Origin of the sequence: Uruburuella suis (assembly GCF_022870845.1) — a bacterium.
GTDB lineage: Bacteria > Pseudomonadota > Gammaproteobacteria > Burkholderiales > Neisseriaceae > Neisseria > Neisseria suis.
On sequence record NZ_CP091507.1, the window covers coordinates 1,690,265 to 1,706,412 of the forward strand.

The window sequence follows — 16,148 nt, forward strand, 5'->3', positions numbered from 1 at the left end:
TCCACCCCGAAACTATGCCGATTGTCACCAAAATCCGCCCCTCAGCCCAAACCGCTGTTCTTCTTTACGCAATTTATTAAAATCTTAGCAAATCTTTCTTAACACATTGCCCATCCACCATGAATCCCAACTTCTTCCCACGCACTCCGCTGGCCGCTGCCATCTGCCTGCTCGCCTTCTCCACGCCCCTTTCCGCCGCCGATATTCCCGCTGCCGCCGAAGCCGAGGCCGGGCGTTTGCAGCAAGAGCAATTATTGCGCGAGCAGCAGCGGTGGCAGCATCTGCAAGAGCAAATGCGCCCTGCGCCCGAAGCCCGCTTGGGCGAGGCCGCCGCGCCTCTCGCTGCTTTTTCTTTGAGCCAGGCCGAGTCGCCCTGTTTTGCGGTGCAGGAAATCCGCTTGGTTGGCGAGGCGGCGGGCAAGTTTCAATTTGCGCTCAAGCAGGCATTGGCCGAATCGGGCTTTGCCCCCGGCATGTGTTTGGGTGCACAAGGCATCAACCACATCATGGCTTTAGCCCAAAACGCGCTGATTGCCAAGGGCTACACCACCACCCGCATTCTGGCTGCGCCGCAAAACCTCGCCGGCGGCGTGCTCACGCTCACGGTGATGCCCGGCCGCATCGGCAAAATCCGCATCGAAGCTGCCGATGATCCGACGCGCACCGCCGGGCGCATTGCTTCGTTTCAAAACGAATTTCCGCTTTCAGACGGCCAAATCCTCAATTTGCGCGCCCTCGAGCAAGGTTTGGAAAACCTCAAGCGCCTGCCCACGGCCGAAGCCGATATCCGCATCGAGCCGGGCGAAGCGCCGGGCACAAGCGATGTGGTGGTGCTGTGGCAGCAGCAGCTTCTGCCTTACCGCTTCTCTTTGGGCGCCGATGATGCGGGCAGCAAGGCCACCGGCAAATATCAGGGCAACCTCACCTTTGCCGCCGACAATCCTTTCGGCCTGAGCGATTTGTTTTATGTGTCCTACGGGCACGATTTGGGCCACAAAGCCAGCTACACCGACAGCGCAGGCCACACCACCGGCAGCGGCAGCCGCTCGCTGGCGCTGCATTATTCCGCGCCTTTCGGCAACTGGCTGTTGGCCTTCAACCACAACCGCTACCGCTACCATCAGGCCGTGGCCGGCGACAGTGAAAACTACGACTACAACGGTGAGAGTTTCAACACCGATATCGGCCTCTCCCGCCTGCTCTACCGCGACGAGCGCCGCAAAAGCCATGCCGCCCTCAAGCTGTGGAAGCGCGAATCCAACAGCTTTATCAACGATGCCGAAATCAGCGTGCAGCGCCGACAAACCGCCGGCTGGCAGCTGGGGCTTTCGCATAAAGAATATTTGGGCGCGGCCACATTAAACCTTGCCGCCGCCTACAAACGCGGCACCGGTGCCAACCAAAGCCTGGCCGCGCCCGAAGAAGCGCTGGGCGAAGGCACTTCGCGCATGAAAATCTTCACCCTCGATGCCGATTTCAACCTGCCTTTCGCCCTCGGCAAACAGGTGCTCGCCTACGACACTTCCCTTCGCGCGCAATGGAGCCGCTCGGCGCTGGTGCCGCAAGACAAAATCGCCATCGGCGGCCGCTACACCGTGCGCGGCTTCGATGGCGAGCTCAACCTGGCTGCCGAGCGCGGCGGCTATTGGCGCAACGATTTGAGCTGGCATTACCACCCCGGCCACGCCGCCTATATCGGCGCCGACCTCGGCCATGTGGCCGGCCCCTCGGCCAAATACCTGAGCGGCCAAACGCTGGCCGGCGGCGTGGTCGGTTTCAAAGGCGGGTTTAAAGCCGGCGGCAGGCTTTATTACGATGTGTTTGCCGGCAAGCCCTTTAAAAAGCCCGCCGGCTTTCAGACGGCCAACACCGCATTGGGCTTCAGCCTGAATTATTCGTTTTAGGATTTGCCCCGCACAGCGTGTAGGCCAAATTCTCGAATCCGACCCTTGTTCGCAGAACAAGCATGCCTGAAAAACAAGCCTTGCGCCTGTTTGGCTGCTGCATCAACCAACATTATTGATATTGACCGGTAAAGCATCATGAACAAAACCCTCTATAAAGTGATCTTCAACAAAAAACGCGGCCAAATGGTGGCCGTGGCCGAACACACCGCCCGCGCAGGCAAATCCACGCAAGACAGCGCGCCCGGCGCCGCTTTGTCGGCAAGTGCCGGTGCGGCTTTGCGCCTGCCTGCCATCTGTTTCTCGCTGCTGCTCGCCTTTGGGCAGGCGTGGATTGTGCCCGCGCAGGCAGCCGGTATTGCCGCCGACAAAGCCGCACCGGCCAATCAGCAGCCCACCATTCTGCAAACCGCCAACGGCCTGCCGCAAGTCAATATCCAAACGCCCACTTCCGCCGGCGTGTCGGTCAACCAATACCGCCAATTCGATGTAGACGGCAAAGGCGCGATTCTCAACAACAGCCGCAGCAACACCGCCACCCACACCGGCGGCTGGATACAGGGCAACCCGTGGCTTGCCGGCGGCGAAGCGCGGGTGATTGTGAATCAAATCAACAGCAGCAACCCCTCGCAGCTGGGCGGCTATATCGAAGTGGCCGGCCGGCGCGCCGAAGTGATTATGGCCAACCCCGCCGGCATTCAGGTAAACGGCGGCGGCTTTATCAATGCGGCCGGCATCACCCTCACCAGCGGCCGCCCCATCATCAACAACGGCCACCTCGAAGGCTTCCGCGTGCGCAGCGGCAGCGTGGACGTGAGCGGCAACGGTTTAGACACGTCCGGCGCCGACTACACCCGCATTCTCGCCCAAGCCGCAACGGTAAATGCCGGCATTTGGGCGCAGGATTTACAGATAAGCGCAGGCAGCAACGATATCGCCGCCAACGGCGCAACAACCGCCGTTTCAGACGGCCCGTCACCTGCTGCCGCCGTGGCCGTCGACACCGGCGCGCTGGGCGGCATGTATGCCGGCAAAATCAGCCTCATCAGCACCGAAAAAGGCGTGGGCATCCACAATGCCGGGCAACTCTTTGCCGCGGCCGGCGGCGTGAGCCTTGCTGCCGATGGCGAAATCGTCAACAGCGGCAGCATCGTGGCCGCCGATAAAAGCGGCAGCAGCAGCGCCGATAAAGCCGCCGTTGCCATTCAAGCGGCGCATTTCCACAACAGCGGCAGCCTTTCCGCCCAAGGAGCCGCCCGCATTCAGACGGCCTCGCTGAACAACAGCGGCCTGCTCGCTTCGGCCGCCGAATTAAACATCCGCAACCAAGCCGCTCTTGCAAACAGCGGCCGCATCAACGCCGCACGTTTGGATATGGAAACAGGCCGTCTGAACCACAGCGGCCACACCACCCAAACCGGCTCGCAAGATTTAGCCATTGAAGCCGCCAACCTGCACAACCGGGCCGGCGGCCTGATCGGCTACACCCCGATCGACAGCGGCAACAACGGCGCATCCGATCAGGGCAACAGCAGCCACCCAAGCGCCCCGCCCACCACCGCCACCGGCGGCGGCCGCACCGAAAGCGCCCCCGCGCCCACCGCCCCGCAAGCCCTGCCGGCCGGCCGCATCAGCGTTTCAGACGGCCTCGACAACAGCGGCAGCATCAGCGCCAACGGCAACACAGATTTAAGCACACACCAAAGCCTGAGCAACCAAGGCGGGCTGAACCTCAACCGGCTGAGCGCCGCAGGCCGCAGCCTCAGCAACACAAGCGGCCGCATCAGCGCCCACAGCGCCGACATCCGCACCGATACCTTCCGCAACCACAGCGGCAGCCTTCAATCTTCAGACGGCCTCAACATCCACACCCAAACGTTGGACAATCATCAAGGCACGCTCCAATCGGCCGGCAGCCTGCACATCAACAGCACCGCGCTGCGCAACCCAAGCGGCCGCATCGCCGCCCCAAGCATCAGCCTTGCCGCCGCACAACACCTCGACAACACCGGCGGCAGCATTGATGCAGAGCGCTTAAACATCAAAGCGCAAACGCTCGACAACCAAAGCGGCCACATCCGCAGCAACGAGTTCACCGAGCTCAATCTTTCAGACGGCCTGGCCAACCACGGCGGCCAAATCAGCAGCGCCGGGCAGCTTTCCATTCACGACAACCAACAAAACACGCTCAGCATCCGCAACCTAGGCGAAATCCTCGCCGGCGAAGATGCCCGCATCCAAGCCCAATCCCTCGCCAACAGCGGCAGGCTTGCCGCCGGCCGCGATTTGAGCATCGCCCTGCAACACAACTTCAGCAGCCAAGCCGATATCGAAGCCGGCCGCCGCCTCAGCATAGAAAGCGCAGGCCGTCTGAACAACCGCCACACCCTGCAAGGCGGCGAAAGCGTGCACCTGAGCGCCACCGATATCGACAACAGCGCGGGCGGCAACATCCAATCCGGCAGCACAACCCACCTGAGCGCCGCCCAAAGCCTCAGCAACCGCGGCCTGATCAACAGCAACGGCCTCACCCTCATCGAAGCCGGCACCACCTTGCTCAACAGCGGCAGCGGCCGCATCTACGGCAACCATGTGGCGCTGGCCGCCACCGATTTAATCAACCGCGACGAGCAGGAAAAATCCGCAGCCATCGCCGCACGCCGGCAGCTCGATATCGGCGCGCAAAACATCACCAATCAAGAAGGCACCCTGCTTTCCAGCGAAGGCCGTCTGAACATCGGCGGCCGCTTGGGCAACACGCACGAAGCTGAGGGCAGCGCCGACACGCTCACCAATGCCGGCGCCCGCATTGGAGCCCAAGGCAGCGCCCGCATTGTCGCCGCCCGGCTTGACAATCTGAATCCGCATTTCGCCGTTGAAGAATATTTGGTTTCACAAGAAAATATCACCGAATTCACGCGGGTGGGCGAAGCAGAGCCTTTCTTCAGAAACGGGCGCGACGGCCATTTCGATTTAGAGACACACGACCTCAACTTCCGCCTGAAAAACGGCGGCAACATTCCCATACATAAATACGGTGCCCAAAGCCTGCGCAAAGCAGATTACAAACAATCTGTTTACAAACAGCGCATCACCTCAAGCACGCCGGGTGAAATCATCATCGGCGGCAACCTACACATCAGCGGCGACGCTTGGCGCAACCAAAACAGCCAAATCCTGGCAGGCGGCACCATCGAAGGCAATCTGAAAGCAGCCGATAAAGCACTGATCGAAAACCACGCCACCCCCGCCACCGTGCGCACTGAAAACAGCGGCTATTCACGCCGCGGCAGCTACAACAGTCACGGCACATGGGGCGATCGCCATATCGACTTTGATAAAGACGTTACCCCCGTGGCCAGCCCGCCCGCCACCACCGAGCCATTTGCACAGGCCATCTCTATCGTTGAGCAGCGCGTGGCCGATCTGCCCGCCCACGCAGGCGCAGCCGCCGCGGCAAACACCGCAATCAGTGCGGTGAATACCGATGCCCGCCTGCCTGAAATCCGCAGCATCGCCGCAAACACCCGCCTGCCCGGCAGCAGCCTGTTCAACATCAACCCTGCCCGCCAAGGCTATTTGATTGAAACCGATCCTGCTTTCACCGATTACAGGCAATGGCTCTCCAGCGACTACATGCTCAAGGCGCTCAATGTCGACCCTGAATACACACACAAACGCTTGGGCGACGGCTATTACGAGCAAAAGCTGGTGAACGAGCAAGTGGCCCGCCTCACCGGCTATCGCCGCCTCGACGGCTACAGCAATGACGAAGCCCAATTCAAAGCGCTGATGGATTCCGGCCTCACCTTTGCCAAAGCCCAGCAGCTTGTGCCCGGCATTGCCCTTTCCGCCGAGCAGGTGGCCCGCCTCACCAGCGACATCATCTGGATAGAAAGCCAAACCTTCACCCTGCCCGACGGCAGCCAAGAAACCGTGTTTGCGCCCAAAGTGTATCTGCTGGCGCGCAAAGGCGATCTGAGCAGCGGCGGCGGCCTGCTCAGCGCCGATGCTGTTTCCCTGCAAGATGCAGGCAGCATCCGCAACAGCGGCACCATTGCCGGCCGCCGCTTGGTTGACCTCGGCGCACAAGATATCCGCCACAGCGGCCTGATTCAAGGCGGCGAAGTGCATGTGCAGGCCGATGACGGCGTGCACATTGATGGCGGCAGCATCGCCGCCGGCAAAGCCCTCTCGATTCAGGCAAAAAGCATCCGCCTGCGCGCCACCACCGCTACCGGCGGCGATGAGCGAAACGGCAGCACCATTATCAACCGCACAGCCGCGCTGAATGTGGCCGCCCTTTCAGACGGCCTGCTGCATCTGGAAGCGGCCGAAGGCATTCAAGCCGACGGCGCACTGATCAGCAATGCTTCCGCCGGCGGCCACACCCGCCTGATTGCCCGCAGCGGCCACATTGATTTGGGCACCGTGGCCACCGCCAAACACGAAACCCACGGCAGCTTGAGCGATGCCGGCCACCGCCATGTGCACCAAAGCGCCGAAACCGGCACCGCCATCAGCGCAGCCGGCGACATCACCTTAGCCGCCGGCGGCCGAATCCGCGCCCGCCAAAGCCAAATCGACAGCAGCGCCGGCCGCACAGCGCTTTACGGCACGCAAGGCATCCAACTTAGCGAAGGGCGCCAAACGCTTGATTTAAGCGAAGCCACCCGCGACAAATCGCGCGGCCTGATTTCGAGCAGCAGCCGCAGCGCCCGCTACAGCCGCCAACACGATGAAGCCGTGGGCAGCAGCATCGGCGGGCGCGAAGTGGTGCTGGCCGCAGGCAAAGAGGGCGACATACTCGTGCGCGGCAGCAGCATCATCAGCGATGAAGCCACCACCCTCACCGGCCGCAACATCGGCATAGCGGCCACCCAAAGCCGCTATCTCGACAGCGAATTTCATCAAACCCAAAAATCCGGCCTCAGCGGCGGCATCAAAAGCGGCGTGGTTTCAAAAGGCTACAGCAAATCCCGCCAAAGCCTGCAACACAATGCCGACATCACCCGCTTGAGCGAGAGCCAAATCGGCAGCCTTAAAGGCAACACCACCCTTGCCGCCGCCGAGCAAATCGACACCCGCGCCACCACCCTTTCCGCCGGCAACAATCTCACCCTGCAAGCCCAAAGCATTCATTTAGGCGCGGCCTATGCGCGCGAGCGCGACCAAATCGAAGCGCACAGCAAGCAAAGCGGCATATCGCTCGGCCTCAACCTCAAAGCCCCCGAAGTGCGCCAAGTAGAAAAACGCATCGAGGGCATACAAAACGCCCGCCGCCAAGATGGTGCGCTTAAAAAGTGGCAGGCGTGGGACAGCGGCAGCATCGCTGCCAACACCGAGCAATTTATGCCCGCCATCGGCTTTAGCGCCACCCACAGCCGCAGCCAAAGCCAAGAGCAGCAAGATTATCTGCGCGCCATCGGCAGCAGCGCGCAGGCCGGCGGCACCGTGCGCATGCAGGCCGGTGCAGGCGATTTGAACATTATCGGCAGCCGTGTGTTTGGTGAGCAAGGCATGCAGCTGGCGGCTGCGCACGATATCAACATCGTGGCCGCCGAAGAGCAAATCGACAGCAGCGCGCAAAGCAGCAGCAAAACCAACGGTCTGATGGGCGGCGGCAGCGCCTTCAGCCGCTTTATCGGCTACCGCGCCGATACGAGCCAAGAAACCGGCAGCCGCATTATCCACAGCAGCAGCACCGCGGGCAGCGGCAGCGGCGACAGCCTTATCCGTGCAGGCCGAGCCTACCGCCAAACCGGCAGCGATGTGTATGCCGACGGCAATATCGATATCGCGGCACAAAGCATCGATATTGCCGCCGCGCCCAATCCCTATCAATCCGACTACCGCAACCGCTTCACCCAAAAAGGCATCACCGTGGGCGTGCGCTCGCCGCTGATTCAGGCAGTGGAAACCGCCCAAGAAGCCGCGCGCGCCATGCAGCAGGTGGGCGAAAGCCGCCACGGCCGCACCAATGCCATGGCCGCCGCCAATGCCGGCTGGCAGGCTTATCAGGCCGCACAAAGCGCCCAAGGGGCAGCAAAATCAGGCAACGCCGGCGGCGTGAGCGTGAGCATCACTTATGGCGAACAGCGCAACAGCGCCGCCCAAAGCATCAGCGGCCAAACCGCCCATGCCGCCAACATCGGTGCACAAGGTGCGGTGTCGCTCTTTGCCGTCGGCGCCGGCAGCGGCAGCGATATCCGCATCAGCGGCGCCGATATCGCCGGCCAAAGCGGCACCCGCCTTGCCGCAGAAAACCAAATCCACATCAGCGCCGCCGGGCAAAGCCACAAGGAGCAGCGCAACAACCGCCAAGCCGGCTTCAATGCCGGCGTGGCGCTCGATTTCAGCAACGGCGTCTCTTTCGGCATCACCGCCGGCGGCAACTACGGCAAAGGCTACGGCAACAGCAACGAAGCCGCCCACCTCGGCAGCCATATCGGCAGCAGCCAAAGCGCCACCACCCTGCAAAGCGGCGGCAGCACCACCCTCAAAGGCGCGCAGGTGTTCGGCAGCAGCATCGAGCTCGATGCGCAAAGCCTCCACATCGAAAGCCTGCAAAACCGCGCCGATCACCAAGGCCGCCAATATCAGGGCAGCGCCCAAATCACCGTGGGCTACGGCGTGTCCGGCAGCGGCGATTTCAGCCACAGCCAAATCCGCGCCGACCATGCTTCGGTGGCCGAACAAAGCGGCCTCTTCGCCGGCGATGGCGGCTATCGGGTGAATGTGCAGCAACACACCGATCTCAAAGGTGGCCTTATCACCTCCACCGAAAAAGCCGAAGCCGAACACCGCAACCGCTTTCAGACGGCCACCCTCGCCCACAGCGATATCCAAAACCACAGCCGCTACAGCGGCACCAGCTTCGGCATCGGCGCCGCCGGCGGCTTCAATGCCGACTTGGGCCTCGGCAGCCATGCCGCACCCCAAAGCAGCCTCACCACCACCGGCGCCGCATCCGCCCAAAGCAGCCAAGCCATCGGCTTCGGCTTTGAGCGCGACAGCCAAAGCAGCGTAACCAAAAGCGGCATCAACACGCAGAATATCGTGATTGGCGATGCGGCTGCGCAGCAGCAGTTGACGGGAAACAGCGTTGCCCAAACCCTTGCCGCCGTCCGCACCGACATCACCACCGATAACGCAGCAGCACACTCAGGCCGTCTGAACAACCGCTTTGAGCAGGATAAGGTGCAGAAAGAATTGGATGTGCAGCGGGAAGTAACGCAGAATTTCAGTCGCAATGTGCAATCGGCCAAAGATACAATCAACAAAAAAATGGACAGCCTGAAACAACAGCGCGATAACGGACAACTCAGCGAAGCGGAATACCAACGCCAAGCAGGAAACTGGCAGAAACTCAGCACCGGCCTGAGCGCAGTAGCCGCAGGCTTGGCCGCCCCGACCGACAGCGCCCTCGGCATCGCTGCCGCCGCAGCCAACCCCACCGTTTCTTACCATATCGGCCAACATTTCAAACAAAACGCCGAGCTGAATAAAATCGACGGCGGCAACCGCCCTGAAGAAGGCAGCAAAGAACATCTGGCGCTGCATACGCTTAACGGCATCCTCACCGGCACAGCGGCGGGCAACAACGCACTTGCAGCAGGCTTGGCCGCCGGCGGCGCAGAAATGCTCGCCCCCACCCTGGCGCAAACACTGTATGGCAAAACTGCCCAAGAATTAAATGCCGATGAAAAAAACAACATCAGCACCCTCAGCGCCCTGTTTGGTGCAGCGGTGGGCGCGACTGCGGGAAATGTGGCAGATGTGGTTTCTGGCAGCCAAATGGCACAGAATGTGGTGGAGAATAATTTTTCATTAGGTGATTTAGGGCTATCTGAAACTGCTTTGCGTAACTTACAAATGCAGGCCAATCAGGAAATTAATCGCATTACTATCAATAAGTCCAGTAGCCAGACAGAGCAGTCACAATTATTTGCTTTACTGGAAGCCTATAAAGTAAATAGCGCAATAACCGCTGAAATAACGGCTGCACTTGGGTTAGGATTAAACATTAGTGCTACTCTCAACCAAGATAAAAGTATTACCTTAACTATCGCTGGTACTGCTGGTGCGGGGGTAGAAGGGTTCGTTGGAGTATCTACTTCTAATAAGCAACGAGAAGATGGATTTTTTGCAGAAATATGCAGCACCGTTACTATTGCTGCAACAGGAGGGATTTGTACTGGAGCAAGATTAGAAAAAGGAGAATCGTTAATAAATACAGGGAAAATAGGAATTGGAGCAGCTGCTTTTGTTGGTGCCAATATTGGTTATCAAAAGAGCATCAATTTACAAAACAGCAAATAAATTAAAAATTAATTGAGGTATATTTTGGACGATATAATTATTTATCTTTTTATAGTTTATGTTATTCTATATTTAATACAAATAAAAATATCATATGAATTATTTAAAAATGAAGGTTTTATTTTTAGTGTTATTGATTTCATAAGTAAGTTAAATCAAATTACTTTTTCAATATGGCCAATTATTCTGGGGTTGAAAAAAATCTCTGATAAACGCAATTTATTCCTCTTAAGAATAAATACATTTTTATTAATTTTTATTCTACTGATGATTGCAATATTAATTTATATATAAAAAGCAAGCGTAGCCTGCGTGTAGGGTGTGTGCCCTAAGGCACGCACGCGTCTTGTCCAGCTTAGGTTGATTTTTTTTAATTAAAACTTCAAAGCCGTCTGAATTTTCAGACGGCCTTATATAGTGGAATGCATGAAAAACTTATACAAAAATAAGAAATTTAGCATCATGTGTAGGGTGTGTGGCGCAGCCACGCACGCGGTTTAAACGGCTTCTGCATATGGCTTGCTACATGCGCCTGTATAAGTTTTTCTTTCATTCCACTATATTAAACAAAAAAACGCGTGCGTGCCTTAGGGCACACACCCTACTCACATATGCAGGCTACGCTTGCTGTATTCGGTGACAAACTCAGAGAGCAAGCGTAGCCTGCGTGTAGCAACTGTGTTTTCAACTCGTCAGTCAAAAACACCAAACACTGAAAATCAAGCGCAGGAGAGGCCGTCTGAATGGAGATAATTGCGTACGCTTCCATTCAGAATACTCAGCAATTTGCGCTGCAACTGCGTTTCCAACTCGTCAGTCAAAAACACTAAACACTTAAAATCAAGCGTGAGCGAGGCGCTCTGATTGGAGGTAATCGCGCACTCTCGCATTCAGAATTCGCAGCAATTTGTGCATACACGCATTAATGGCCACTTTAAACGGCTTGCCTTTTGCAATCAGGCGCTCATAAAACACTTTAATCGCAGGCTCAAAGCGGCTGGCAGAAAGTGCCGCCATATAAAGCATATCGCGCACTTCCTTCCTGCCCCCGATACAGCCGGTTTTCCCGTCAGAATCCCCGCTTTGATCCGGAGGCGGGACAACGCCGACAAGCAGGGCTATTTTTTTATGGGACAATTGCCCCAGCTCGGGCAGCATCGCTATCAGCATGGCACAAGTGGTATTGCCCACGCCTTTGATGCTGCTGATGATTTTGCCTTTTCCATCGAAGCCGCTATCGGTGTATTGGAAAATTTGCTCGTCCAATGCGTCAATCAGTGCATCGAAATGGGCGATTAAATCTTCTACGCTTTGTTTTTGCGTTTCGTGGATCTGCGTCAAACGGTTTTTCTCGGCAGTACGCATTTCGACCAGCTGGCTGCGGCGTTTGACCAAGGCTTCGAGTGTTTCTTCTTCGGCTGAACGGGGGCAATAAAGCATTTGGACAGTTTTGCCTTTGATTTCGATGGCTTGTGCGTAATCGGCCAGCATTTTGGCGTCTTTATTGTCGGTTTTCCCCAGTGAAAACGACAGAGAATAGGAATGTGTCCGGCGCGGGTTGGCAATCACTACGCGCAATCCGGCATGGTGCAGGGCTTTGGCCAAGGGCACTTCCAACCCGCCGGTGCTTTCCATGACGACCAAATCGACTTGGTGCTTCTTCAGATATTCAATGGCGTGCTCAAAGCCTTTGGGGTTGTTGGTTTCGGTTTTGGTTTTGGCCATGCCGGTAATGCCGATAACGAAATTCTTTTTGGCAATATCGATGCCGCCATAGTTTTGGGTACTCATCATGAACCTTCCTTGTATTCGGTTGTGTTGTCTGGCAACTGTTCGGTTGTGCTGATGGGTGGTTATCCGCTCTTTTGGCTACTTCGCGGATGTGGAAATCCCAGGGTGTGTACGGAGGCGGATAACCTGTTTGGATGCTATGGTACATTGGTTTTAATATACAAGGGTGTGTACGGAGGCGGATAACCTGTTTGGATGCTATGGTACATTGGTTTTAATATACAAGGGTGTGTGCCCTAAGGCACGCACGCGTTCTCAGGCCGTCTGAAACATCAATCTTTCAGACGGCCTCGTTCTAAAGGCTATGGCAACAGCAACGAAGCCGCCCACCTCGGCAGCCATATCGGCAGCAGCCAAAGCGCCACCGCCCTGCAAAGCGGCGGCAGCACCACCCTCAAAGGCGCGCAGGTGTTCGGCAGCAGCATCGAGCTCGATGCGCAAAGCCTCCACATCGAAAGCCTGCAAAACCGCGCCGCCCACCAAAGCCGCCAATATCAGGGCAGCGCCCAAATCACCGTGGGCTACGGCGTGTCCGGCAGTGGCGATTTCAGCCACAGCCAAATCCGTGCCGACCATGCTTCGGTGGCCGAACAAAGCGGCCTCTTCGCCGGCGATGGCGGCTATCGGGTGAATGTGCAAAACCACACCGATCTCAAAGGCGGCCTTATCACCTCCACCGAAAAAGCCGAAGCCGAACACCGCAACCGCTTTCAGACGGCCACCCTCATCCACAGCGATACCCACAACCACAGCAAGAGCAAAATCACCCGCAATCCGGCAGCTGGCAGGCTTCGCCCCACTTTCAATAATACCTATAAAAAAATTATCATAAATAAGGTGTTGCATGATATGCAACGCAGGCGTAATATGTGCTCAACTTGATTGGTTTAAACCAAATGGATTAACTCATGGAAAATACTTCCACCGTAGAATCAGCCAAGCAAAAGCTCAATGATTGGCTCGACAAAGGCATTATCGTTTCAGGAAACAAGCTGCCTTCGGAAAGAGAGCTTGAGGAGCTTTTGGGGGTGAAGCGCATGACTTTGCGCCAAGCTTTATTACATTTAGAGGGTGAATCAAAAATTTTTCGCAAAGACAGGCGGGGTTGGTTTGTTGCCTTGCCTCGCTTCAACTACAACCCCAGCAGCGCCACGAGTTTCAAGCAAGCTGCCATCGAGCAGGGGCGCCTGCCCTCTTGGGGCTATCTGAGCAAAGAGCGTGTCCACGCCGCTGCGCCAAACATTTTGGCCTTGCTCGGGGTTAAAGAAGGCGATGCTTTATACAAAATCTGTGGCTGGGGCGCTCTGGACAACCATAAAGTTTTTTACCATGAAACCTTTATCAATGCGCAAGTGGCTCCTGATTTTATCGAGCAGCTTGGTGAAGGCTCATTTGCTGAGGCGTGGGAAACAATCTATTCAAAAAAAACGCATACCAAGCATTTGGAATTTAAGCCCACCCGCTTTTCGGGCAGCGCTTGCAAGGGGATTGGCGGAACGCCGGGCACACCTTCTATTCGGGTGAAGAAATATCGTGCGGATGAGGCAGATAAAATCGTTCAGATCGATATCGAATATTGGCGTTTTGAATCAGTAGAATTTTTTATCGACTTATAGGAAATCATCATGAACCGCATACAAGCCCAAAAAATTGTTGAGCGCATACAGAATATTCCGCTTTATCTGCATGCCTACGCCTTTCATCTCAATATGAGAATGGAAAAAATATTGCCGGAAGGTTTATTGGATATTGCCAGCGAGCAAAAGCTTAAGGGCGTCAAAGTCCACGTTTTAGACGGCGAGAGCCAATCTTTAAGCTGCGCCGATGATGCGCGCTTGCAAAAATTCGGAGAAAAAGCACACAGCTTGGGCTTGGATGTTCATATCGAAACCAGCGCCTCCGATGCCGAAACCATTGATACGGCCGTGGCGATTGCGCTCAAATCCGGCGCTTCTTCGGTGCGCTTTTATCCGCGTTATGAAGGGCATTTGGCCGAAGTGTTGGCGCAGGTCAAACAAGATATCCAATATATCAAAGCGCATTATCAGCACAGCGGTTTAACTTTCACGCTTGAGCAGCATGAAGATCTGAAAAGCCATGAGTTGGTTCGCTTGATTGAAGAGGCCGATTTTCCCCAACTCTCTCTTTTATTCGATTTCGCCAATATGATAAATGCAAATGAAGAGCCGCTCCCGGCTCTCGCGGCAATGGCAAGCAAAATCACTCAGGTGCACATCAAAGATGCACTGATTATCCGCGAAGCCAATGGGCTGGGGCATCAAGCCTGCATTTCCGGCCAAGGCGATCTGCCATTTAAAGAGCTGCTTTTTCAGCTTATTTGCTTGGGGGAACACAGCCCGCAAGTGATGGCCTACGGCTTGGAAGAAGAAGTGGATTACTACGCCCCGCCCTTCCGTTTTCAAGGGGAAGACAATAATCCGTGGATACCTTGGCGGCAAATGAGCGAAACAGAGCTGCCCAAAGAAAATCTGGATACACGATTAGAAAAAGAATTCGATGATGCCATCAACCAGATTCATTATGTACGAAATATTCTTAACGAATTAGCGCAAGAAGCGATAGCGGTATTAAATTAAATCCAAGGCAATCGATTTAATTTAAAAACACATTTTATTGTTGGTGTCGGATAACGCCATTAGCCAAAACACAGCTATCAATGACATCATAACCCTTATGATGAGGTAAAAATCATGCTGACCAGAAAGAAATGGACCATATTCAGCCTGTTGGTTTTATGTGGGGGCACTATTTATAAGCTGCCTTCATTGAAAGATGCTTTTTATGTGCCCATGCAAGAATATTTTCATCTTACCAATGGCCAAATTGGCAATGCCATGTCAGTTAATTCCATCGTTACAACCATCGGTTTCTTTTTATCGATTTATATTTCCGATCGCTTGCCGCGCCGCTTTACGATGTCATTCTCATTAATCGCCACCGGCTTGCTCGGCATTTATTTGTCTACCATGCCCGGTTATTGGGGAATATTGTTTGTTTGGGCGCTATTCGGTGTAACCTGCGATATGCTCAACTGGCCGGTGCTGCTCAAATCGGTCAGCCTGCTGGGCGACAATTCCCAGCAAGGGCGCTTGTTTGGCTTTTTCGAAACCGGCCGCGGCGTTGTCGACACCATTATCGCATTTAGCGCCCTGGCTATCTTTGCCTGGTTTGGCGGCGGCTATCTCGGGTTTAAAGCGGGCATTCTGTTTTATGCTTCCATCGCCATTTTAGTCGGCGTGGTTTTATTCTTTGCGATGAAAAACAACAGCTCGGAAGACGAAAACCCGGCATCGGCCGAAGCAACCGAAGAAAAAGCAGAGAAAAAAGCAGAAAATCCGAAGCTGGGCAGCGTGTTGAAAAACAAAACCGTTTGGCTCATCGCCTTCAGCATTTTTTGTGTTTACGCCGTGTATTGCGGGCTGACTTTCTTTATTCCCTTTCTGAGCAACATCTATGCCCTGCCGATTGCATTGGTTGGTGCCTACGGGATTATCAACCAATATTGCTTAAAAATGGTAGGCGGCCCCATAGGCGGCTTAATCGCCGATAAAGTTTTGAAATCGCCGAGCAAATATCTTTTCTACACCTTTATTATCAGCACGATTATGCTGGGCATATTGATTGTGTTGCCGCACGAGCATATGCCGGTTTACTTGGGCATGACATGCACTTTATTGTTTGGCGCAGTGATTTTTACGCAACGGGCTGTATTTTTCGCGCCCATTGGTGAAGCAGAAATCAGCGACAAAAACACCGGCGCGGCCATGGCGCTGGGCAGCTTTATCGGCTATGCGCCCGCAATGTTTTGCTACAGCCTCTATGGCCACGTTTTAGACGCAAACCCGGGGCTGCTGGGCTATCAAATCGTTTTTGGCTTAATGGCTGTGTTCGCCTGTGTCGGGATTTTCGTTTCCGCATTACTGGTGAAAAATATCCGTAAAAACCGCCAACAGCGTTCATTGCAATCGGTATAACAACATCTGGAATATGCTCCAAAAGCAGTTATTTAGGCCGTCTGAAGATTATTTTTCAGACGGCCTGATTGTTTGACACCGCTTAAATTATTCAAACCAACACTGCATAGCCCCGCCCTGCCTTGATTCAAGTTTG

General features: G+C 55.4%; 7 protein-coding genes. 6 read left to right on the plus strand and 1 reads right to left on the minus strand.

Annotation, left to right across the window (positions count from 1 at the left end; genetic code table 11):
* Positions 1–119: 119 nt before the first annotated feature.
* Both LVJ78_RS07660 and LVJ78_RS07665 read left to right on the plus strand, forming a co-directional pair.
* Positions 120–1,904 carry a ShlB/FhaC/HecB family hemolysin secretion/activation protein gene (locus LVJ78_RS07660; RefSeq protein WP_132954884.1) on the plus strand — a complete coding sequence of 595 codons (1,785 nt, stop codon included), beginning with the start codon at positions 120–122 and terminating at the stop codon, positions 1,902–1,904.
* A gap of 138 nt (positions 1,905–2,042) precedes the next feature.
* Entirely contained in the window at positions 2,043–10,226 is an 8,184-nt protein-coding gene (locus tag LVJ78_RS07665; protein WP_132954883.1) for a two-partner secretion domain-containing protein, read from the plus strand.
* 840 nt (positions 10,227–11,066) lie between these two features.
* Here LVJ78_RS07665 and LVJ78_RS07670 read toward each other — a convergent pair.
* The gene (locus LVJ78_RS07670) at positions 11,067–12,017 is read right to left on the minus strand and encodes an IS110 family transposase (RefSeq protein ID WP_132954951.1); all 951 of its coding nucleotides are present in this window, start codon (positions 12,015–12,017) and stop codon (positions 11,067–11,069) included.
* A 342-nt stretch (positions 12,018–12,359) separates the two neighbouring features.
* Between LVJ78_RS07670 and LVJ78_RS07675 the strand changes: the two genes are divergently transcribed.
* From LVJ78_RS07675 to LVJ78_RS07690, 4 genes are all read left to right on the plus strand, one after another.
* Positions 12,360–12,899, plus strand: coding sequence for a hemagglutinin repeat-containing protein (locus LVJ78_RS07675; protein WP_244802610.1), 540 nt, complete (start codon positions 12,360–12,362; stop codon positions 12,897–12,899).
* A gap of 26 nt (positions 12,900–12,925) precedes the next feature.
* Positions 12,926–13,633: a GntR family transcriptional regulator gene (locus tag LVJ78_RS07680; protein ID WP_132954332.1), complete on the plus strand. Its 708-nt coding sequence runs from the start codon at positions 12,926–12,928 to the stop codon at positions 13,631–13,633.
* A 9-nt stretch (positions 13,634–13,642) separates the two neighbouring features.
* On the plus strand, positions 13,643–14,614 hold the full coding sequence (locus tag LVJ78_RS07685; protein ID WP_132954331.1) for a sugar phosphate isomerase/epimerase family protein: 972 nt from the start codon (positions 13,643–13,645) through the stop codon (positions 14,612–14,614).
* A gap of 213 nt (positions 14,615–14,827) precedes the next feature.
* Positions 14,828–16,012 carry an MFS transporter gene (locus LVJ78_RS07690; protein ID WP_279387856.1) on the plus strand — a complete coding sequence of 395 codons (1,185 nt, stop codon included), beginning with the start codon at positions 14,828–14,830 and terminating at the stop codon, positions 16,010–16,012.
* Positions 16,013–16,148 lie beyond the last annotated feature (136 nt).

Coding starts and splice junctions, on each gene's coding strand:
- LVJ78_RS07660 (WP_132954884.1), top strand. CDS start 120: ATGAATCCCAACTTCTTCCCACGCACTCCGCTGGCCGCTGCCATCTGC.
- LVJ78_RS07665 (WP_132954883.1), top strand. CDS start 2,043: ATGAACAAAACCCTCTATAAAGTGATCTTCAACAAAAAACGCGGCCAA.
- LVJ78_RS07670 (WP_132954951.1), bottom strand. CDS start 12,017: ATGAGTACCCAAAACTATGGCGGCATCGATATTGCCAAAAAGAATTTC.
- LVJ78_RS07680 (WP_132954332.1), top strand. CDS start 12,926: ATGGAAAATACTTCCACCGTAGAATCAGCCAAGCAAAAGCTCAATGAT.
- LVJ78_RS07685 (WP_132954331.1), top strand. CDS start 13,643: ATGAACCGCATACAAGCCCAAAAAATTGTTGAGCGCATACAGAATATT.
- LVJ78_RS07690 (WP_279387856.1), top strand. CDS start 14,828: ATGCAAGAATATTTTCATCTTACCAATGGCCAAATTGGCAATGCCATG.